The organism is Inquilinus sp., assembly GCF_057815775.1.
This window is the reverse complement of record NZ_JBYRFX010000250.1, coordinates 1-19,933: the sequence shown is the minus strand read 5'-3', so window position 1 is coordinate 19,933 and position 19,933 is coordinate 1. Positions and strand designations below refer to the sequence as shown.

19 protein-coding genes are annotated in these 19,933 nt (G+C 65.8%); 11 read left to right on the top strand and 8 right to left on the bottom strand.

Going from position 1 to position 19,933, the window contains the following annotated elements; genetic code table 11:
* From AC3XYG_RS08965 to AC3XYG_RS08955, 3 genes are all read right to left on the bottom strand, one after another.
* A partial coding sequence (locus tag AC3XYG_RS08965) for a LysR family transcriptional regulator (RefSeq protein ID WP_489139473.1) occupies positions 1-781 on the bottom strand: 781 nt, incomplete at its 3' end.
* Between the two features lie 529 nt (positions 782-1,310).
* Positions 1,311-4,106, bottom strand: coding sequence for a hypothetical protein (locus AC3XYG_RS08960; RefSeq protein ID WP_489139472.1), 2,796 nt, complete (start codon positions 4,104-4,106; stop codon positions 1,311-1,313).
* Between the two features lie 506 nt (positions 4,107-4,612).
* A complete protein-coding gene (locus AC3XYG_RS08955; protein WP_489139474.1) occupies positions 4,613-6,655 on the bottom strand; it encodes a type VI secretion system Vgr family protein in 2,043 nt (680 codons plus the stop codon).
* A 337-nt stretch (positions 6,656-6,992) separates the two neighbouring features.
* Here AC3XYG_RS08955 and AC3XYG_RS08950 point away from each other — a divergent pair, with 337 nt between their 5' ends.
* Positions 6,993-7,598, top strand: coding sequence for a hypothetical protein (locus tag AC3XYG_RS08950; protein WP_489139471.1), 606 nt, complete (start codon positions 6,993-6,995; stop codon positions 7,596-7,598).
* 30 nt (positions 7,599-7,628) lie between these two features.
* Here the strand turns inward: AC3XYG_RS08950 and AC3XYG_RS08945 are convergent, their stop codons facing one another.
* Entirely contained in the window at positions 7,629-8,204 is a 576-nt protein-coding gene (locus tag AC3XYG_RS08945; RefSeq protein WP_489139470.1) for a hypothetical protein, read from the bottom strand.
* Positions 8,205-8,506: 302 nt separating this feature from the next.
* On the opposite strand from AC3XYG_RS08945, the gene AC3XYG_RS08940 reads away from it, so the two are divergent.
* Together AC3XYG_RS08940 and AC3XYG_RS08935 are read left to right on the top strand one after the other, a co-directional pair.
* Positions 8,507-9,262: an alpha/beta hydrolase gene (locus AC3XYG_RS08940; RefSeq protein WP_489139469.1), complete on the top strand. Its 756-nt coding sequence runs from the start codon at positions 8,507-8,509 to the stop codon at positions 9,260-9,262.
* Between the two features lie 164 nt (positions 9,263-9,426).
* Positions 9,427-9,807: a DUF427 domain-containing protein gene (locus tag AC3XYG_RS08935; RefSeq protein ID WP_489139468.1), complete on the top strand. Its 381-nt coding sequence runs from the start codon at positions 9,427-9,429 to the stop codon at positions 9,805-9,807.
* A gap of 44 nt (positions 9,808-9,851) precedes the next feature.
* Here the strand turns inward: AC3XYG_RS08935 and AC3XYG_RS08930 are convergent, their stop codons facing one another.
* Both AC3XYG_RS08930 and AC3XYG_RS08925 read right to left on the bottom strand, forming a co-directional pair.
* Positions 9,852-10,442 carry a uridine kinase family protein gene (locus AC3XYG_RS08930; RefSeq protein WP_489139467.1) on the bottom strand — a complete coding sequence of 197 codons (591 nt, stop codon included), beginning with the start codon at positions 10,440-10,442 and terminating at the stop codon, positions 9,852-9,854.
* Between the two features lie 67 nt (positions 10,443-10,509).
* The gene (locus AC3XYG_RS08925) at positions 10,510-10,935 is read right to left on the bottom strand and encodes a VOC family protein (protein WP_489139466.1); all 426 of its coding nucleotides are present in this window, start codon (positions 10,933-10,935) and stop codon (positions 10,510-10,512) included.
* 69 nt (positions 10,936-11,004) lie between these two features.
* On the opposite strand from AC3XYG_RS08925, the gene AC3XYG_RS08920 reads away from it, so the two are divergent.
* The 4 genes from AC3XYG_RS08920 to AC3XYG_RS08905 all read left to right on the top strand — a co-directional run bounded on the left by AC3XYG_RS08920 (position 11,005) and on the right by AC3XYG_RS08905 (position 14,769).
* Positions 11,005-11,643 carry a TetR/AcrR family transcriptional regulator gene (locus AC3XYG_RS08920; RefSeq protein WP_489139465.1) on the top strand — a complete coding sequence of 213 codons (639 nt, stop codon included), beginning with the start codon at positions 11,005-11,007 and terminating at the stop codon, positions 11,641-11,643.
* A 20-nt stretch (positions 11,644-11,663) separates the two neighbouring features.
* Entirely contained in the window at positions 11,664-12,113 is a 450-nt protein-coding gene (locus tag AC3XYG_RS08915; RefSeq protein WP_489139464.1) for an SRPBCC family protein, read from the top strand.
* Positions 12,094-12,432, top strand: a complete 339-nt coding sequence (locus AC3XYG_RS08910) for an ArsR/SmtB family transcription factor (protein WP_489139463.1) — start codon at positions 12,094-12,096, stop codon at positions 12,430-12,432. Before AC3XYG_RS08915 ends, AC3XYG_RS08910 begins: the two co-directional genes overlap by 20 nt.
* A gap of 150 nt (positions 12,433-12,582) precedes the next feature.
* Positions 12,583-14,769 (top strand): hypothetical protein, encoded by a 2,187-nt coding sequence (locus AC3XYG_RS08905; RefSeq protein ID WP_489139462.1) that lies wholly within the window; start codon positions 12,583-12,585, stop codon positions 14,767-14,769.
* Between the two features lie 21 nt (positions 14,770-14,790).
* Here AC3XYG_RS08905 and AC3XYG_RS08900 read toward each other — a convergent pair whose 3' ends face one another.
* Positions 14,791-15,771, bottom strand: a complete 981-nt coding sequence (locus AC3XYG_RS08900; RefSeq protein WP_489139461.1) for an oxidoreductase — start codon at positions 15,769-15,771, stop codon at positions 14,791-14,793.
* A gap of 109 nt (positions 15,772-15,880) precedes the next feature.
* Between AC3XYG_RS08900 and AC3XYG_RS08895 the strand changes: the two genes are divergently transcribed.
* The 4 genes from AC3XYG_RS08895 to AC3XYG_RS08880 all read left to right on the top strand — a co-directional run bounded on the left by AC3XYG_RS08895 (position 15,881) and on the right by AC3XYG_RS08880 (position 19,569).
* Complete coding sequence (locus AC3XYG_RS08895; RefSeq protein ID WP_489139460.1) at positions 15,881-16,789, top strand: AraC family transcriptional regulator; 909 nt, start codon at positions 15,881-15,883, stop codon at positions 16,787-16,789.
* Between the two features lie 113 nt (positions 16,790-16,902).
* A complete protein-coding gene (locus tag AC3XYG_RS08890; RefSeq protein ID WP_489139459.1) occupies positions 16,903-17,106 on the top strand; it encodes a hypothetical protein in 204 nt (67 codons plus the stop codon).
* 56 nt (positions 17,107-17,162) lie between these two features.
* A complete protein-coding gene (locus AC3XYG_RS08885) occupies positions 17,163-18,119 on the top strand; it encodes an NADP-dependent oxidoreductase (protein WP_489139458.1) in 957 nt (318 codons plus the stop codon).
* A 235-nt stretch (positions 18,120-18,354) separates the two neighbouring features.
* Positions 18,355-19,569, top strand: coding sequence for an FAD-binding oxidoreductase (locus tag AC3XYG_RS08880; protein WP_489139457.1), 1,215 nt, complete (start codon positions 18,355-18,357; stop codon positions 19,567-19,569).
* Positions 19,570-19,594: 25 nt separating this feature from the next.
* Here the strand turns inward: AC3XYG_RS08880 and AC3XYG_RS08875 are convergent.
* A partial coding sequence (locus AC3XYG_RS08875; RefSeq protein WP_489139456.1) for a DUF2076 family protein occupies positions 19,595-19,933 on the bottom strand: 339 nt, incomplete at its 5' end.

Sequence of the window (19,933 nt, the reverse complement as noted above, 5' to 3'; positions counted from 1 at the left end):
GCACCAGGTCTGTCTCGGCCACCATCATCGGCGCCGCCATCATGTTCGGCACGATCAGCGGGTCGCGGTCCGGCAGCTTCAGCTTGGTCAGCGCATCGTAGACCTGGCCGAAGCCGTCTTCCGAGCCAGGCGCGATCACGGCGTGGCGCAGCGCCGAGAACCGGTCCGCCGTCCATTCGTGCTGCAGCGAAGGATGGTCGCGGCGCAGCAGGCACACGAACCGGTCGGTGTAGAGCGTGCGCCGGAAGAAACCGGGCGGCGTGTCGTCCACCTGGCCGACCGCGAAATCGATTTCACCGTTTTCCAGACGCTTGAGCGACCCGGCCAGCAGCGAGTGGATGACGATGTCGAGATTCGGGGCCCGCGCCCGCAGGCGGGGCAACAGCCGCGGCAGCAGGACCAGCGCCTGGTGCTCGGGCATCGCCACCGTGATCTTCGACTTGGTGTCTTCGGGCTTGAAGCTGCGGGTGGCCAGGATCTCGCGGATCATGCCGAGCGCCGAGGGCAGCTTCGCCAGCAGCTGTTCGCCGCGAGCCGTCAGGGTCAGTCCGGTGGAGGTGCGCACCAGCAGGTCGTCGTTGAAGACACCGCGCAGCCGTGCCAGCGCCCGGCTCATCGCCGGCTGGCTCAACCCGACACGTTGCCCGGCATAGGTCACGTTACGCTGTTCCAGCAGCGCCTCGAGCGCCACCAGCAGGTTCAGGTCGACCGAGGCGAGATTGATGCCGCCGATGGTGGCGGGGCCGGCAGTCACGCCGACAGCGCTGCGCCCGGCGGTCACGGGCCGAACCCCAAAACGGTCGATACACACCCGCCAACGGGATCGCGTCGGTTCGAGTTCATGACCACGTCTGCGCGCATGCAACCCTCCAAGGCTTCGACCAACTCAGGACCAGCGCCGCTGTCGTCATCCCGCAGGAGGGAGCGTCATCGGCGCCGTGTTCCAGAGTTAGTCGGGCGAAGCTTCCGAAAGATTTCAGCCCAGGCCGATTTGGTTACGACGGTAGGATTCCAGGAAAGGCGAGGGCCAGAGCCGATTTGGGTTATCCAGCCGCGGCGCGGCCCGGTCTGTGACCTCCCCTGGAATCGAGCCTGTGTGCGGGTTTCAGGAGTTTCGGCGGCGGCAGCCGCCTAGATTACAAATGACATCTGGCGCACCCGGCAGCGCACCACCGTAACAAGCCGACCCGATCTGTCCGATGACGTCACCACCCGTGAGGCCCTCAGGTCATCCGGGGTACGGCACGGCCCGCACCGCAAGGTGCTGGCCGTGCTGCATGCCCGCGCCGGTGCGGGATTCGCGAAGCCCCTCAGGCCCGCTTGCCTGCCTTGTCTCCATCCTCCACGCCCGCCGTCTTGAGAACGTCTTCCGACCAGGCCGAATTCTCGTCCTGGATCCGCTGGAATTCCGGATGGGTCGGATCGAGCCCCGGGGCGCCGGAAGCGACGTTCTGCTTCGGGTCGAGCGTCGATTGACGCGGCTTGAGGGGGATACTGGACTCCTCCCCGAACGCGGTCTCCTCGGGAAGCTCCTCAATGCGCGCGAACCCTTCTTCTTCCCGATCCGACGGGCCTCCGATAGATCCTCCGGGAATAATGCCCTCAGCAGGGATCATTTTGTTAAATTTCGCAATTTCTTCTGCCGGTATATTACTGGCATCGTTAATTGCATTGCCAAGCGTATAGGTAGGGAAAACAATCGCATCAGCATCGTCGTCCTCATCTCCGCCGGACGTACCGATACGGCCAGTGTTATGCGCAGCGTAACGTGTCGCGACCTCCGCAAAAACGGGGGTCTTCTTCCCGAATATTTTGTCGAAGGCCAATGCCGCCCATTCACCCACAAGCGGCGCTATGGTGAGACTGCACACCAAGAGATAGCCAGCGAGAAATGCGAATGCGATTGGGAAACGGTCCGGTTCGAACCATTCCGGCTTTGCGAAGAGCGCGGCATTATAAACGGTCCCAACAACCGAGCCGGCAGCCAGATCGGAGAAGAGCTGCTGGACATCTTGCAGCGTAGCGCCCTTATTTTTGAATTTTTTGTATGTTGCGGCCGCACTGTAAGCCAAATACGCAATAAAATCTGGCAGCAGTGCCGCATTTCCCGACGTGAATACCACTTGAAGAACCAAAGTTCCAACAAGGAGTCCAGAAACGATCGATTTCTGGAGTTTATCTTCTACCTCATTGAGAACAGCCCACTCATTCTTAGCACTTTGCTTAATCTTTCCAGGCGCAGCCACAATATTTCCAGGAAGATTCACAACACCATCAAGAATTTTACCAGGAATCTCTCCCGCTTTTTCCCCCAACGTCTTTTGTCTTAGATCAACCACTACATTTGAATTTGTAAGCTTTATGGCCTTATCGAACATCTTATCGAGGCGGGCCGTATCGGAGATCAATCTGGCCAACTGCGCGCTGACACCGCTCGAAATTCTATAGTTTTCACCTTCAAACTGCTTACGAAGGGCTTTTATCGCCTCAATAACATCATTAATTTTCGGCATTGTTTCTGCGATGAACGCAGCCGTTTCCGCGGGCAAAGGCACCTTTCCATCACGCGCCATGCTGCCGCCGGAATACCTGAGGCTCTCCCACATCCCGGCCCAGTTCTCGAGGCGATTCAAAACCGCAAAATCGTAAATAGCGGCACCAGCCAGGAACGGAACACTTTTCGTGAGCTTGGTCGCGCGCAGCGCAGTCGGTATCGTGAAGATCGATGCATTCACAGAGTATGTGTAGAAACTGCTGACATACGAATCGAAAATCGTTGCAGAGGTTTCTTGGCCGCCGAGGACGCGCCGACCTGCTTGTATTCCATACCGGGAAAAAGCGGCGACCCAGGCCCCAAGGTAGCCGCCATTGATTGGCTTTGGCAGCAAAGCGACCAGGAATGGCAAGGTGCTGAGCAACCCCGCATGCACAAGATGGCCTGCCTGTTCGACCCCGCCCATAGAGGTCGTGCCCATCATGCGCTGCATGATTTCCTGCTGACTTTCGAGCACATTCGAAACGCCTTGCCGAACCAGATCGAGCTTCCTGGCATCGGCCGGGCTCATCGCCGGATCAGGCCGCAAGTGGTCAATAATGCCCTGGTTGAAGTCGGCCCACAGTTCCACCAGCGATATTTCCGTTACCCCGTCAGCCAGGCCCGTCCGCAAACTTGGGGGAAGCGAAGCCAAAGGTATAGGCGTACTGAGAACCTGTCTGAATTCTGCGTCGTTTCGGTACGAGAAGGCATCCGGGATCGTAAATTTCTGCCGCGTCTTTACCTTCGGCAGCCTATCCAGCTCCAGGTGCGTCAGCATTGCAACGTACTTCAGTGTCGGATCGATAACCAGTTCGCCGTCATCCTCACCTTCATCTTCGCCGACGAGCGTTCGATGACGCTTCGGTGGATATTGGATCCGAGCATTCTTCGACGTGTTAGGCCTCTGCTGATCTTCGCCTTCGTCTTCTTCTTCGTCGTCGCCCTCTTGAATCCGCAACGCTTCGCGCCGGCTCAGCTCGTCCAGAGCCTTTTTGCGTTCGGCCGCTTCGTCTTCCGATGGGGAAAGGCTCGGGCGCGGCGACCCCTCCTGCGCAACCTTCTGCGCGAAAGCGGCATCCTCAGCCACCAGATCGGCCTCGGTCTCGGCCCTCTTGCCCTTCGACTTCACAGCGGGTTGGAACAACGCATCATCATCGTCGGACAATGCCAGATCCTCGTCATCCGAGGCCTCGTCTTCTTCCCTCTCGGCGGCCGCCTTTTTAGACACCGGGTTCTTTCGCGGGCGATCGAGGTCCGCCTGCATGTCCCTTGCAACCTTCGCGTCCTGCTCCACCAGATCGGCCTCGGTCACGGGCTTCTTGCCCTTCACCGACGTGGTGGGCTCGGACTCCGCGTCATCTTCGTTGGACGGAACCAGCGGCTCAGCCGGGGTCAGCGGCGGCATCGTGCGCCCCAACACCTCCCGATCCAGATCCTCTTCCAGACCGGCCATATCCTCCGACACGCCCGTCTCTTCTTGCACGTGGCCCTGCGATGGCACCGTCAGCGACGCCGGCGTCGGCGTCGTGGTTTCGGTGATATCGGGCGGGGTATTGTCCTTGTCGGCCATCGTTACATCTCCTCAATATCGGGGCGTTGCATGGGGGAAGGAGCATCCGAGCCCGTCGTCGGGAGCGCTGCCCAGGCGGATTCTTCGTCGAGGCGTGCCGATCGGCCGCCGCCACGCGCCAGCCCCGCGGCCACGCGGATGGCGGTCGACGCAGCAATATTATCGGTCATGGCGGGCGACCCGGCCGGAATGACGTCGCGTTTGCGCCAATAAATCGAGCATCCGTGCCGCCCCGTTAGGATATCGGGCCATCGGCCCTGAATAGCACCAAGCGTTAAACAGACAGGGGGGGCACGGCCAGCCACCAATTACTTATGTAACCATGCGCATGACGCATATTTTTCGGTCCGCCAACGAGGATGCGGGGATGCTTGTGCCGACTTCGACCCGAAGCCCGCCGCAGACAGAAGCCGGCGCCAAGCCGCGCCTGCCGCTCCCTCGTCACCAAGGGAAAATTGCCGTCGCGCCATGGATCTGCGCCTCCCTGGCCGCATGCCGTCCTGCCCTCAGGGCATCAACTTCATCGCAGCAATGAAGGCGGGCGGCATGTTCATCTCGCCTGCCGCCTCGAGCACAGCCTTCGACGGCCTCGGGATCGGTATCGGCGTAATGGTGACAATTCCCTCGCAGAGGACGCCGATATTGGGGGCGCCGATCAGAAATATACCGTCCTTGTTGATGATAATTCCGCTTTTTATGCCAACCGCATTTGCAAATACCAGTGTTATCTCGTCTTTTGTTACAGTAATATTGCTACCGGTGCCGGAATCATCAGAACCTTCCGTCGCACTTTGCAATGAAGGCACAGCGGGAATGGTTTGATTCGGCACGTGGATGTTGAATTTCTCGAGAACCTCGAGATTCATGTCCTTCTTGGCTTTGACATAAACCTCTTCCTGGCCGGCCTTATCCTCGAACCGCATTTCATTGAAGTCCGTGGCCGGGCCATCGACGCTGCGGGATTTGAAGGTCGAGCGCGTGGCACTGGCCGGCAGGTCCTCCGGCGGCATGTTGTCGTCGTTATAGACGCAGCCGGTGACCAGCGGCCAATCGGGGTTGCCGTTGATGAATTCGACCACCACCTCCTGCCCCACGCGCGGCGTGACCAGGCCACCAAAATTCTTGCCGGCCCAGTTCTGCGCCACCCGGATCCAGCAGGAGCTGTTTTCGTCCTTCTTCCCCTTCCGGTCCCAGAAGAACTGGACCTTGATCCGGCCATACTTATCGGTGGTGATCGTCTCGCCCGGGCGGCCGACCACCACGGCGGTCTGCGGCCCTGAAATCACCGGCCGCGGCGTGCGCAGCGGCGGCCGGAACTGGTTGCCGGACGGCTGCGCTTCAACGGTGCAGTGATACAGGTACGGCTCGTCATCTGGCGACGCTGGCCGTGGCGTATAGGGCGGTGGCGCGGCGGTCGGCGTATAGGCCGGCGGGGCATCCGCGTAGAGCGTATAGGGCGGCGGGGCATCGGGGCCGGCTTCCTTGTCGGTCTCGCCCCGGATATCGATCTCGGCCCGCACGGCCAGCCAGGAATCGGTCGGCTTCGGCGCGATCTCGGTGTCGGTGATCTCGTAGGGATTCGACGCCACGAACGTGTTGCCGGGGCAAAGCTGGCGGGCGCCGCCGGTGACCCGGACGCGATAGGCGCGGCAGCCGATCTCCTCGGACCTGACCTTGGCGTAGAAATCGCCAGCCGCCTTTTCGGTGTAGCGGCCGGGATAGAAGTACAGCTCGCGCTGCGCGGCATCGGGCCCCGGGTTGGTCATCGCCTGCTGCTCGCCGCTCGGGCCCTTGGACAGGCGGTCGAAGGCGCGCTCTTCGGCCAGTGTCGGGACGCCGCCGGTCTTCATCGGCGGCACCGGCGCCTCTGCGTTCAGATTCGCCCTCGGCTTCTCATGATCATAGTCGTTCATGGCGACCTGGCCCGGCCGCAGCGAGACGTTCTCGCCCCACTCCCAGATGATATCGTCGTGGATCTTGTGGTGTTCGAGGGTGAGGTTGGTGGGGATCACCTGGGGCTTGCAGGGCTTGTGCGCCGTGGCGCTGTCGGCCAGCACCAGCTCGTGCCGGTTGGTCTCATGCACGAAGTAGTAGTAGATGCCGTCCTGCTCCAGCAGGCGGCTGACGAAGGCGTAATCGGTCTCGTCATACTGCACGCAGAACACTCGCTTCGGCGGCGTCGCCTGCGTCAGGTCCTTGTAGTCGGAGGCCTTGTGCTCGGCGAAGATCTGCTTGGCGATCTCCAGGCTGGTCATGTTCTGGAAGATGCGCGAATTGCGCCGGAATTCGAGCACCGCAATCCAGGGCACGACCTCGGCGAGATAGATCGGCCGCCGGGTGTAGTCGAGACCGACATAGGAGAAATTGCGGACGATGCCGTTGAAATACCGCGTGCTTCCGTCAGTCAGCTTCAGGCCCACCGTCAGCGGCTGGCCGACCACCTTGGTGAAGTTGCGGATGCGCTTCCGGCAGACCACCCGGACGTCGTAGCGGAACGGCTCGCCCAACTGCTCCACGCCGATCATCGACAGCAGGGTGACCTCCTGCATCTCGAAGGCCGCCGAGGTTACGGCGACGTAGCGGTTATAGGCCAGCAGATCGTCGTCAACCGTCGGCGGCGCGTTGCTCGTCTTATTGGCCATTCACCCTGCATCCCGGCATCGGATCCATGGGGATGGGCCGGATGCCTCAGCGCCCGGCCCATCCCGATGAGACCATCGTCGGAGACCGGCCGGGCCCGGTCCAATGCGTCGTCGATATGCCGCCATACGTGGCTGGCTGGGCGTGCCGTCATGCCGGCATTATTTCTATGCATGCGCGCGGCCGGATGGCTGCACTTATGAATCCCTGCACCGTTTCCGGACCGACATTGAGAGGCTCTTGAAGATGAGCGCAGAGAACACCGAGAAGCCCGAGAAATATCTCACCGTCGACGACCTCATCGCCAATGTGAAGATCTCGTCCGAGCAGACGATCGACGAGGCGAAGGCGCGGGCGGATTTCGCCCGATATGCCAAGATCGTGACCACGGACACCGAGCTGTCGCTGGACGGCGAGCTCGATGACGACGCCTATCGCGCCCAGGTCCGGGCCATCCTGCGCAAGGCCTCCTACTTCTGCACGATCGACAGCCGGGCCGTGGCCACGGACTCCTCCGACAACTATCTCAAGGTCGTGCTGGATGGGCTCGGGGCCGGGGATGAGGACGACGGGCTGACGCAGGCCCAGCAGGCGGAGATCCGCCGCTTCATCGATGCCGCCCAGGCCGACGGCAAGGTCACCTTCGAGGAGATCGTCGACTTCCTGGTGCTGACCGACACCATGAACGATGAAGGCGTCCCGGACCTGCCCCGCTCCAGCCTGGCCGGCGCCCGCTTCTGCCTCGAGGACAACGGCATCGCGCCGACCGAGGGCCGAGTCCAGGCCCTGGCGCGCCTGGCCGAAGCCGAAGCCGACGAGAGCGAAGAAGACGAGGCCGAGCAGGTCGCGTAGGCCCGGCCGCGCAGCAGGATATCGGATCCGTCAGAAGACGACCGTTGTGACGGCACAGCCCCGGGACAGGATCTGTTCCGGGGTCTGCCCCTCGTTGAACTTCCGGTAGCGCTGGACAAGCGCGTCCTTCAGGGTGTCCCGATCCTGGATCGATCCGAGGGAATGCCGGAAATAGGACTCGTCGATCCCGTCGATCGGCACCTCCTGCAGCACCTCAGTGCAGAGCCCGACACGGGCCCCTGCCGGGTCGAGGATCGGCAGGACCTCCACCACATCGTCCTTGAAACCCGGGCTTTCGATCGCGATCACGAGGTAGCGTTTGCCGACCTCGTTGGTCACGCGCCCGAGGTTGAAGGTGACGAACCGGTCCCGCCGCAGCAACGATTGCTCGAAATCGGCACGCCGCAGCCGGATCAGACCATCCGCACCGAAGCGCGCCAGCAATTCACCGATCGGGATCACCCGTTCGACCGCCCCATCGAGGATCCCGGTGTGGGTGTTCGTGCCCCCGCGCAGCGCCCGCTCAAAGAGCGCGAGCCTGCCGGGCGGGGCCGTCTCGTGATGATAGTCGTCGCTCATGATCCGCTTTGCCTTGCTGACGACCATCCGGCGCCGCCATCACGCAGCGCCGTGGCCTCTGTCGCGAAGGGACGCCGGAATGGGCCCGAGCGAAAATGTGGATTGGGAATGATGTCATGCCCCGGGGGGATGGCCCGGCCCCGGACCACGGTTTTTTCAGTCTGCGCCCGGAACCTGTCGCGGCCTTCGCCCGTAGATCGGATGGGAGCGCCCTTCCCTGCTCCCATGTTCCCTATGATGCTCAGACTGCCCGGCTTCGGCCGGGCCTTTCTGTTTCGGGCCATCACCACCGCCCGAAACCTTGGATGCGGGGCCGGCGAACAGCCGTCATGATCCGCCTGTTCCTCGCCCTCATCGCCGCCGCCCTGCTGGGCATCGCCCTGCCGCCACCTGCCGGCGCCGCGCCGCCGGAGACCGCCCGGCCCATCGTGTTCAAGGCCGTCGACGGAGTCGCGGTGCATGCGCTGTACTATTTGGCACCGCAGCCGAAGGCGCTGATCCTGCTGTTCCACCAGGCGCAGTCGAGCAAGGACGAATACGCCACCATCGCCCCGCGGCTGGTTGCCGCCGGCTACAGCGCCCTGGCGGTCGACCAGCGCTCCGGCGGCTCGCTGTTCGGCGTCAACGAGACCGCCGCCGGCTTCGGCCGCGACCCTGGCTATCTCGACGCCCGGAAGGATCTGGAGGCGGCGCTGGCCTGGGGCCAGGCGCAGCACCTGCCGGTGCTGCTGTGGGGCAGCAGCTATTCGGCGGCGCTGGTCTTCCTGGTCGCGGCCGACCATCCCGACGCGGTCAAGGCGGTGCTGGCCTTCTCGCCCGGCGAGTATCTCGACGGGGCGGACCGGGTGCGGCAGGCGGCGGCGCGGCTGCACATGCCGATCTATGTCACCTCGGCCCAGGATGCAGGTGAGATCGCGGCAGCCCGGGCGATCCTGGCGGCCGCCCCGGCGGCGCTGAAGGTGCAATATGTGCCGGACCAGGGCGGCGTCCACGGCTCATCGACCCTGATCGCGGCCCACGACCCCACCGGCGCGGCCGGAAACTGGCAAGCGGTGCTGGCCTTCCTGGGCCGGGTGGCGGGCTGAGCCCAGGCGGTGCCGCATGCCGCGGCAAGATCGTCCGGCTGATCGCCGCGTGACGATTGGGCGAAGGTTGCTATCCTCGACGCGGATGCCGACATACTCAGGCCGGAGCCGATGGGCTGCCCCCGCAGCACGCTCCCGCCCCCGACCTGCCGATGGAGATCCCGTTGTCCGAGAAACCCGTTAAGATCCCAGGTCCCGACCACCCGATCACCGTGGCGCCCGAGCCGTCCCGCATCGTCGTCACCGTCGCCGGGCACCGGATCGCCGACAGCCGGAACGCGCTGGCGCTGCGCGAGGCCAGCTATCCCGCGGCCTATTATATCCCGCGCGCCGATGTCGAGATGGCGCTGCTGCAGCGCACGGAGCATTCGACCTACTGCCCCTACAAGGGCGATTGCGCCTATTACAGCATCCCGTCCGGCGGCGACCGCACGGTCAATTCGGTCTGGACCTATGAGGCGCCGTTCGACGCGGTGGCGGCGATCAAGGACCACCTTGCCTTCTATCCCGACCGCGTCGATTCGATCCAAGTGCTGCCGGCCTGACCCGACCCGTCACTGTCGGGCTCAACCCCGGCAGTGACGGCCGATCAGGCAGCGGGACTTTCGCCCGAGACCACGGCATCGGCATAGGTCTCCGGCCGATATTCCTCCATGTAATGGCGCTCGGCCGCATCCCATCGCGCCAGCCAGTCCGGGCTGGCATCGTTGCGCTTGTGCTGGCGACGTGCGCGTTCCGTCGGCGACGACACCACCAGGGCGACGGCGTGGTACCAGGCCCGCAATTCCGGCCGCGCGCTATAGCAGCCCTCGACCACGACCAAGCCGGCAGGCCCGACCTCGGCCCAGTCGCCGAGGTCGTTCCGGCCCCAATCGTAGCGGCGGAAGCGCGCCCGGCTGCCGGACCGCAACGGCCGCAGCAATTCGGCCTCCAGCCGCTGCCAGTCGTAATATCCGGCATAGCCGCCGGCGGCATCGAGGGCCGCGCGGGCGCCGGCCGCCATCGGCCGGTAGAAATCGTCGGTGTGGACCAGCGTCGCGCCGGGGCGTGCGGCCAGCACGGCCCGGGCCAGCGACGTCTTCCCGCTGGCGCTGTGGCCGTCGACCGCCAGCAGCACCAGCGGCGAGGCCACCCGGTCGACCAGGGCCAGCACCGTGGTGAGCGAGGACGGAGTCTGCATCGGAACCTCCAGCAGCCTTCGACCGTGCTACGCGCCAAGGCCGGCCGCGTCCAGGGTGCTTCTGGGGTCAGGCCGGCAGGGCGTCCTCGGCGTATTGGGCCGCGAAATCGCCGGTCGGCGGGATCGGCTTGATAATGTCGATCAGGACGCCGTTCGGGTCCGCGGTGATGAAATGGCGCTGGCCGAACGCTTCGTCGCGCAACTCCAGCAGGATCGGCACCCCGGCGGCTTTCAGCCGGGTGTATTCCCGATCGGGATCCTCGACCTCGAAGTTCAGGATCAGCCCCGACACCCGGCCACGCGCCGCTTCCGGCACCGTGGCGTGGTGGCCGTCGAGGATGGCGAGGTTGACCTGCGGGTCATCGGCCGATTGCAGATGGACGTACCAATCGGCCTCGAACAAGGGCCGGAAGCCGAAATGCGCGACATAGAAGGCGGCGGTGTTGCCGACATCCGGCGTCATGATGACCGGATAAGTGCTGCTGGTTTTCATCGACCTCTCTCCCCTGACGGATTAACATACAGTCTGCATGTTTCTTCAAATAACATACAGGCTGTATGTATGCAATCCGTCGATCGCCGCAGCAACAAGGACCGGTCCGAGGCGACGCGCGCGGCCCTGATCGCCGCAGCCCGCGGGCTGTTCGTGCAGCGCGGCTATGCCGACACCGGCACGCCCGAGCTGGTCGCGGCGGCCGGGGTCACGCGCGGCGCGCTGTATCACCACTTCGCGGACAAGCAGGCCCTGTTCCACGCGGTGGTCGAGGCGGAGTCCAGCATCGTCGCCGACGCGATCGAGCGGGCAACTCCGGCCGGGCTGCCGCCGATCGAGGCCCTGTCCCGCGGCGGCGATGCGTTCCTCGATGCCTTGGCGGCGCCCGGCCGGACGCGGCTGCTGCTGGTCGACGCACCGGCTGTGCTCGGCCGCGACGCCCTGGACGAGATCGATGACCGGCATGGCGGCCGGACGCTGCGCGAAGGACTGGCGGCGGCCATGGACAGCGGGGTGCTGCGCCCCCTGCCCGTCCGCGCCACGGCCCAACTGCTTGGTGCCGCCTTCGACCGGGCGGCGCTGGCCATCGCCGGCGGCGCCGACCAGGCGGAGTGGCGCGCGGTGATCGCGGCGCTGATCGACGGCTTGGCCTTGCCGGGGAAAGGCAACGATATGGTTGCCATTTCGGAGCGGCAATCGCATAAATAGGCAACCATGAGGTTGCCTATATGCCCGATCGCATCGAGAAGACCATCGAACTCAATGTCCCAGTCGAACGGGTCTGGCGGGCGCTGACCGACCACACCGAGTTCGGCGCCTGGTTCCAGGTGAAGCTGGATGGCCCCTTCGTGCTGGGCGACGTCAGCACCGGCCACATCACCTATCCCGGCTACGAGCACATGACGTGGCGGGCGACGGTGACGCGGTTGGAGCCGATGCGGCTGTTCGCCTTCACCTGGCCGCACCCTGCCGACCCCGGCGTCGATGACCCCGACGCGCCCTGCACCCTGGTCGAGTTCCGGCTGGAGCCGATTGCGACCGGCACCCGGCTGCACATCGTCGAATCCGGCTTCGACGCCCTGCCACCCGATCGGCGCGTGACGGCGATGCGCCGGAACGAAGGCGGGTGGACGGAGCAGGTCGTGAACATCCGGGCCCATGTCGACGCCGGGCGCTGACCTTCTCCGCCCCGGCCCGGCGCCGGTGTTCGCGGCGCTGGGCGACCCCACCCGACTGTCGCTGCTGATGACGCTGAGCGACGGCCAGGCACGGTCGATCGCAGCCCTGTCGACCGACACGCGGCTGACCCGGCAGGCCGTCACCAAGCATCTTCATGTGCTGGAACAGGCCGGCCTGGTCAGCAGCGCCCGCATCGGCCGCGAGAGCCGCTTTGCCTACCGGCCCGGGTCGGTCGCCGCGGCCCGGTCCTATCTCGACACCGTTTCGGCGCAATGGGACGACGCCCTGGGCCGGCTGCAATCCTTCCTGGAGCGATGACGGCGGCCGGGCCGGCATCGGTAGCCAAGTCCTAGATCATGCCCGGCCCGAGCCAAGGCTCATATCCCGCATCGGACCATATCAAATCTGACAAATCCGGCAGGATTTGGCCCTGCTACGATTACAGGCTAACCATCATATCAAACCCCGATGACCTTGCTCAGCGACCGGTTCGTCCTCTGGCTGCGCCGTGTAACCAATCTCGACCTGCCGGGACCGACAGCTCCGGCCGAAGCAACCCCGCCAATCACGGATGCCGATCTGGCGCATGTGTCTGACGGCCTAATCGACGCCGTGACGCGTGCGGTGGCGGGCCCGACGGCGGCGGCGATCGTCGAGATGACCCGGACCGTCACGCAGGCGCTGAGAAGCGCAAATCCCGATGACGCCTATTCCAACCTGGCCCGCCGCGACTTCGTCGACGCCGCGACGCGTCTGGCCGGCTGCCCGCCCACCACCCCCGAATTCCGCACGGTGTTGGCGGAGATCGGGGTCATCGATGCCGCGATGCGCTATCTGGCGGACCCGGCCGACACCACTGCAGATCGGCTCGAAACGACCCGATATGCCTATGCACAGGCTCTCTTCATGCAATTCGCCGAAGGGGCCGATTTGTCCGCGAGCATGTTCATGGATGGCGCCGTGTCCCGGAAAAAAACCGATGTCCAACGGCGACGTGAAGAGGAAACGGCGACCCGAAACTTCTACGCCTATATCGCCGACGCGGTGCGATCGGACAATGCACGAAAGCTCGCGAACGTCGTGCGAGTGCTGACGGATCTGAGTCCGCCGAAGCAACGCATCATCCGCGGTGGCCGAGCCCTGATGGTTCCGGCACGACAGCCGACGGGGGGCGAGACGTTGGCGGCCACGTTGTCCGGCACCCTGGCAGGGTTCATCACAGACTTCACCAAGGCCGAGCGAAGCCAGCCGGCCATGCCCAACCCCTTTACCAAGCGCACGCCCAGGGATGTCCTCTGGCATCTGATGACGATCGTCAGATCCGAGCACCGCAACCGCGAGGCACCCGAGCTTCGAGCTCTGCAAGGTCAAGGCAAGACACTCATCCTGAAGCATGCGGCCGATGGCGAGGCGGTCAGCCAATTGATCGACGAGGCCGTAAGGATCCTGGGTGATAGCGATGCCACGGACCTGGCGGCGGCGCTTCGGGACCAACTGCCCTCCCCCGCAGTCCCACCGGCACCGGCCCAGCTGCAGGACAATTTGTATGGCCGGGTCTTCGAAACCAAGCTTGTGGAAACCCTGCTCGACCGGCTTCCCGAGCCATTGGCGGACATCACCCATCGGGTGGGGCAAGCCATCTTCGACCTGCCAGAAATGGATGATCTGAAAAATGAGGCCCTGACCGAAGGCCTCGACAGACTGATGGAGGAAATTGGCGGCGAAAGCCGGCCATGGGCCGGAGGAGCCGGAATATTCGATGATATTCGCGCCATCGAATCTCCGGGCTATAACAGCGACGAGGAAGATTTCGATGATTTTGAAGAAAATGTCAAAAATTACTATGCGAGAATAATTAACACGATCCGAACATTTCTGAAAGAAAAGCCAGAGACTGGTCAGGATTTATTGGCATCGACATATTTGAGTGCCAGGCTGCTGGGGTATCTGGCCACAGCGTTGCCAGGCCCGGAAGACGCCCCGGCTGCCGGCAATGCCTCCCCCTCGCTTTGGACCTGCCTGAATTCATCAACGGACATCTACAGCACATCCATCGTTCCCAAGGTCGATCGCAAGGCTGTGTATCAGCAGGAGATCGAAGGCGCGGGCCTCACATTGCTGCATCAGCCGACGGCCACATCTCCGACCTCACAGCCCAGAAGCAAACGGCCCGTCGTCGAATACCGGATCCCAAGCAAGCCGGGCACCAATGCGGATCTTCCCGACAATGCCCGTCTGGCGATTGAGAATGGCGTGGTTCTCGGCAGCGGCATCTCGGGCACGACATGCATCATGCTGCATGTCTTCGATCATCTGAAGACAATCGGGAAAATCGACACTGAGACGCCGGTCCTGGATTTTCTGCTGTCCCAGATCCTGTTTCTCGTCTTCGATGGCGGCCATTCCATGCATGAGGTGCTGTGGACGGCGAGACTTCTGGACGAGAAGCTCGGCTTGAACCTGGACCTCGGTTCCCTTGACGATCTCGATGACGAATTCGTGTCCGACTACGACGCCTTCATTGAGAAATTCGGCCCAGCTCTCCGCACCGCCCTCCGTTCGGCCGTCGACGTCGCCTGGGATGGGACCCAGACCTTCCTGGACACGTTCAGCGCCTATGTCGCCAACAGCCCTGCAGCCCGCGCCGCTTCATAGGGCGAAGGAAGACTTGGCCGTTCAGCCCGGCCGGAACGGCCGGCCGATCCGCTGCTCGCTGAGGGTCCACAGGCGTTCGGCCGCCTCGGGGTCCATCGCCCAGGGTCGCACGCCGGGCCCGTGATTCGCCGGATCGGGGCCGACCGCGACGGCGATGTCGCAATCCTCGCAATAGACCCCGCCCATGCCGTCGAGCTGCGTGTTGACCGCGCACCACAGCTGGGTCGCCGCCCCCTCCGCCACCGTCTTGAAGCCGCTCTCCTCGCGCGACCGCCAGTTTCCGGCCTCATCGGTCGCGCCGACCCGGTGCAGATCCTCCGCATCCAGATGGCGGGCCAGATCGGTCACGATCGAGCCGGGATGCAGCGAGAAGGCGCGGACGCCTTCTGGCTCGCCGCGCCGGTCGAGGCCGAGCGCGAACAGCGCGTTGGCGGTCTTCGACTGGCCGTAGCCCGCCCATTTGTCATAGGACCGGCGCTGGAAGTCCGGATCGTCGAAATCGACCGGGGCGATGCAGTGGCCCAGGGACGACACGCTGACCACACGGGCGCCGCCGGCCCGGCGCAGCGCCGGCCACAGCCCGGCGGTCAGCTGGAAATGGCCGAGATGGTTGGTGGCGAACTGGATCTCGTAGCCGCGCGCATCACGGGTCAGCGGCGGCGCCATGATGCCGGCGCTGTTGACCAGGATGTGCAGCGGTCGGGCCGCGGCCACGATGTCCGCCGCGAAGGCATCGATCGAGGCCGGGTCGGCGAGGTCGAGCGCCGCCAGTTCGACCTCCGGCAGCCCGGCCAGCGCGCGTTGCGCCTTGGCCCTGTCGCGGGCCGGAACGATGACATGCGCGCCCGCCCTGGACAGGATTCGCGCCGTCTCCAGCCCCAGCCCGGCATAGCCGCCGGTGACGATGGCGCGCAGCCCGGTGAGGTCGCGGCCGGCCAGGGCCTGCTCAGCCGTCGTGTTGCGCCCAAATCCCGAACCGATCGGTGCCTGTGTGCTGGTCATGAGAGGCCTTTCATTGCGTTGCGCCGCAGCCAGAAATAGGCGGCGGGCTTCGGACGATCCATGCGCTAAAGTCCGTCATTCTTTGGCGATCGTCCGAGTGAGCCCGTCCATGGATCCGCTGTCCGACGTCCTGTCGCTGCTGAAGCCCCGCAGTTCCGTCTCCGCCGGCCTCGACGCCGCCGGCGACTGGGCGATCCGGATCCCGCCCTATGAGGGCACCAAGTTCAATGCCGTCACCCGCGGCGCCTGCTGGGTGTCGGTCGACGGCGCCGGGCCGCCGATCCGGCTGGAATCGGGCGATTGTTTCCTGATGCCCTATGGCCGGCCCTTCACCATCGGCAGCGACCTGTCGCTCGCCCCGGTCGATGCCAGGACCGTCTATGACGCGGCTGAGAACGGCATCGCCACCTGCAATGGCGGCGGCGAAGTCTTCCTGGTCAGCGGCCGCTTCGACTTCGCCGGCGAGCCGGCGGCGGCGCTGCTGGGCACCCTGCCGCCGGTGGTCCATGTCCGCGAGGCGTCGGACCAGGCCTCGGTGCTGCGCTGGGCGCTGGACCGGCTGGCGGCGGAGATGCGTGCCCGCCGGCCGGGCGGCGACCTGGTGGCCGAGCACCTCGCCCAGATCATGCTGGTGCAGGTGCTGCGCCTGTATCTGGCGTCGCGGGACACGACCGGGTGGTTCGCCGCCCTGTCAGATCGGCAGTTGAGCGCGGTCCTCGGCGCCCTGCACGCCGACCCGGCGCGGCGCTGGACCCTGGACGACCTGGCCCGCCACGCCGGCATGTCGCGGTCCAGCTTCGCCGAGCGGTTCAAGCGGATCGTCGGCGCCGCGCCGATGGAGTACCTGGCCCGATGGCGGATGCTGGTCGCCGGCGACAGGCTGCGCCACGGCGCCGAGACGGTGTCCGCCATCGCCCTGTCGCTCGGCTATGAGTCCGAGAGCGGCTTCAGCACGGCGTTCAAGCGGCTGATGTCCTGCTCACCCCGACAGTACCGGCACCGCTCGCCCGCCGAGTGACGGCCGTCTCAGCCGCAAAAATCACAAATCATTCCGGATCGGACCAAAGGTTAATCTCGATCTTCGCGTTCAGTTGCAGGATCGGCTTCACCCCGAGACCGCCGGAGGACGCGATGATCCAGGTGTGGCTCTATCCGCCGCCTTCGTCGGAGGCCGGCATCCCGGACGAGACGCCGCAGGATCGCGCCCCCTGGGTGGTGGTGGCGAAGATCGACGGCAGTTTCGACTGCGAGGTGTTCCTCGACGAGAGAAGCGCCCGCCGGGCAACCCGGTACGCCCTGTTCCGCGCCGAGCTGGCCTCCCGCAGGGCTGACTAGACCGGGCGACGACGGCTGGGGCATCCTGCTCCATCCTCCAGACCCGGGAGACGACGATGTCCGCCACCGACCAGCCGATGATGACCGCGGCCCGTGTCCACGCCTTCGGCCCGCCCGAGGCGATCCGGGTCGAACCGGTGCCCCGGCCGCAGCCCGGCGCCGGCGAGGTGCTGGTCCGCGTGCATGCGGCCGGCGTCGGCCCCTGGGATGGCTGGATCCGGGCCGGCAAGAGCGTCCTGCCGCAGCCCCTGCCGCTCACCCTCGGCTCCGACCTCGCCGGCACAATCGAGGTGCTCGGCCCCGGCGTGACCGGCTTTGCCCCGGGCGACGCGATCTATGGCGTGACCAATCCGCGCTTCTGCGGCGCCTATGCAGAGTATGCGGTGGCCGATGCCGGCATGATCGCGCGCAAGCCCGCCGGGCTGGACTGGGTCGCGGCCGCGTCGGTGCCGGTCGTCGCCGTCACCACCTGGCAGGCGCTGTTCGACCAGGGCGGCCTGACCGCCGGCCAGAGCGTGCTGATCCATGGCGGCGCCGGCGCGGTCGGCGCCTATGCGGTGCAGCTGGCGCGGCGGCCGGGCGTGCGGGTGATCGCCACGGCCAGCGCCGGGGATCTCGACCATGTCAGGGCGCTGGGCGCCGACCAGGCGATCGACCATCGGGCCGAGCGTTTCGAGGATGTGGCCGGGCCGGTCGATCTGGTGCTCGACACGGTCGGCGGCGACACGCTGGACCGGTCCTTCGCCGTGGTGAAGCCGGGCGGGATGCTGGTGTCGATCGTGGCCGAGCCGGATGCGGACAAGGCCCGCGCCGCCGGGATCCGCGCCGGCTTCATGCTGGTGAAGGTGAACGGGCCGGATCTCGACCGCATCGCCGAACGGATCGCCGCGGGGCAATTGAAGACCGCCGTCGGCGCCGTGCTGCCCCTGGCCGAGGCCCGCGCCGCGCATGAGATGCTGGAAGGCCTGCGACCACGCCCGCCGGGGAAGATCGTGCTGCAGGTCGCCGATTGAGTCGGGGGCGATGTCCGCTGAAACCCGTTTGCCGGCGCCGGACATCATAGCGTAGCGCCTGCGCCCGAGCCTCTTCGCACCACAGCGAAGAGGCCCAGCGATGGACAGCAAGAATATCACCGCCCTGCGCGACTTCATCTGACGGGCCCAGGGCGTTGCCGTCGAACAGGGCCAGCCCGACTACGCCAGGGCACGCGCCATCTGGAACGGTGCCGTCGACCATGCTCCCGGGCTGGTGATCCCGTGCCGCAATCAGGCAGAGATCCAGCTGGCGCTGACGGGTGCGCAAGCGCATGGCCTTCCCATCTCTGTGCGCGGCGGTGGGCATGATTGGGCGGGCCGCGCCCTGCGGGATGGCGGCGTCGTGCTCGACCTGTCGCCGATGCGCGGCGTGAAGGTGGACGCGGCGGCGCGCATCGCCACGATCTCGGGCAATGCCACCGGTGTCGAGGTGGCGGCGGCGGCGGTCCCGCACGGGCTGGCCCCGGTGATCGGCAATTGCGGCGCGGTCGGCGCCATCGGCCATCTGCTCGGCGGCGGCTACGGCGCGCTGACCCCGGGCTATGGGCTGGCGGCGGACAATCTGCTGAGCGCCGAGGTGGTGTTGGCCGACGGACGGGCGGTGACGGCGGATTCGGTGCGGCATCCCGACCTGTTCTGGGCGCTGCGCGGCGGCGGCGGCAATTTCGGCGTGGTCACGTCCATCCGCATCCGCCTGCATGCGGTGCCGCAGCTGCTGGCCGGGGTGATGCTGTTCCCCTGGGCGCAGGCCGAGGCGGTGCTGCGCGGCTACGATGCCCTGCTCGCCACCGCCCCCGACGCGCTGAGCGTCACGGCGGGCGTGGTCTGCGCCCCGGATGGCAGCCCGGTCGTCATGCTGGCCCCGGTGTGGAGCGGCGAGGCGGCGGCGGGCCACCAGGCGATGGCCCGGCTGCGCGGCCTGGGCACCCCGATGCTTGAGCAGGTCGCGCCGATGAGCTGCGTCGACCAGGCCCATCTCCAGGACCCCTATGTCGTCAACGGACGCCACCACGCCATCGAGACGCGCTGGCTGCCCGCCCTATCCGCCGAGGCGATTTTGGCGCTGCTGGCCGCCGGGTCGGCCGTGACCTCGCCCCATTCGGGCATCGTGCTACACCCCTTTCACGGCGCCGGCACCCGGGTCGCGGCCGATGCCACCGCCTTCGGCCTGCGCCGCCGGCATATCCTGGTCGAGATCGTCGCGGCCTGGGAGCCCGGCGATGGCACGCCCCATCGGGCCTGGGCACGCGGGCTGTCCACCGCCCTGGCGCCGCACGCGTTGCCCGGCGGCTACGCCGGCCTGCTGGCATCTTACGCCCATGACCAGATCGGCCAGGCCTATGGCCCGAACGCCGCCCGCCTGCGCGAGGTCAAGCGGCGCTTCGACCCGGATAACGTCTTCTCATCCGCGATCCCGCTGCCGCCCTGACCGGCGGCAGCCTGACGGAGCAACGTCAGATGTTCAGCGTGTCGTCGCCACCGCCGCCACCGAGATCGTCGCCGCCCCAATCGTCCTGGAAATCGGCATCGGTGACGCCGGGCTCGACGGCATCCGGCGTCACGGTGGCGTTGGCGTCGCGCTCGACCCCACCGGGTTGAGCGTCGTCGCCGTAATAGTTGTTGTTGATGACGGTCTCGGTCAGGCCGGGCGCCGGGCCGGTGAAGCCGGTGTTGCCGAACCCACCCAGGCCGCCGCCGAAGCCACCATGGCTCCCGCTGAACAGGGATTCGATGCCCTGGAACAGCAGGGCTCCACCGGCGATGCCAGCCGCCGTGGTCGCGGCGCTGCGCAG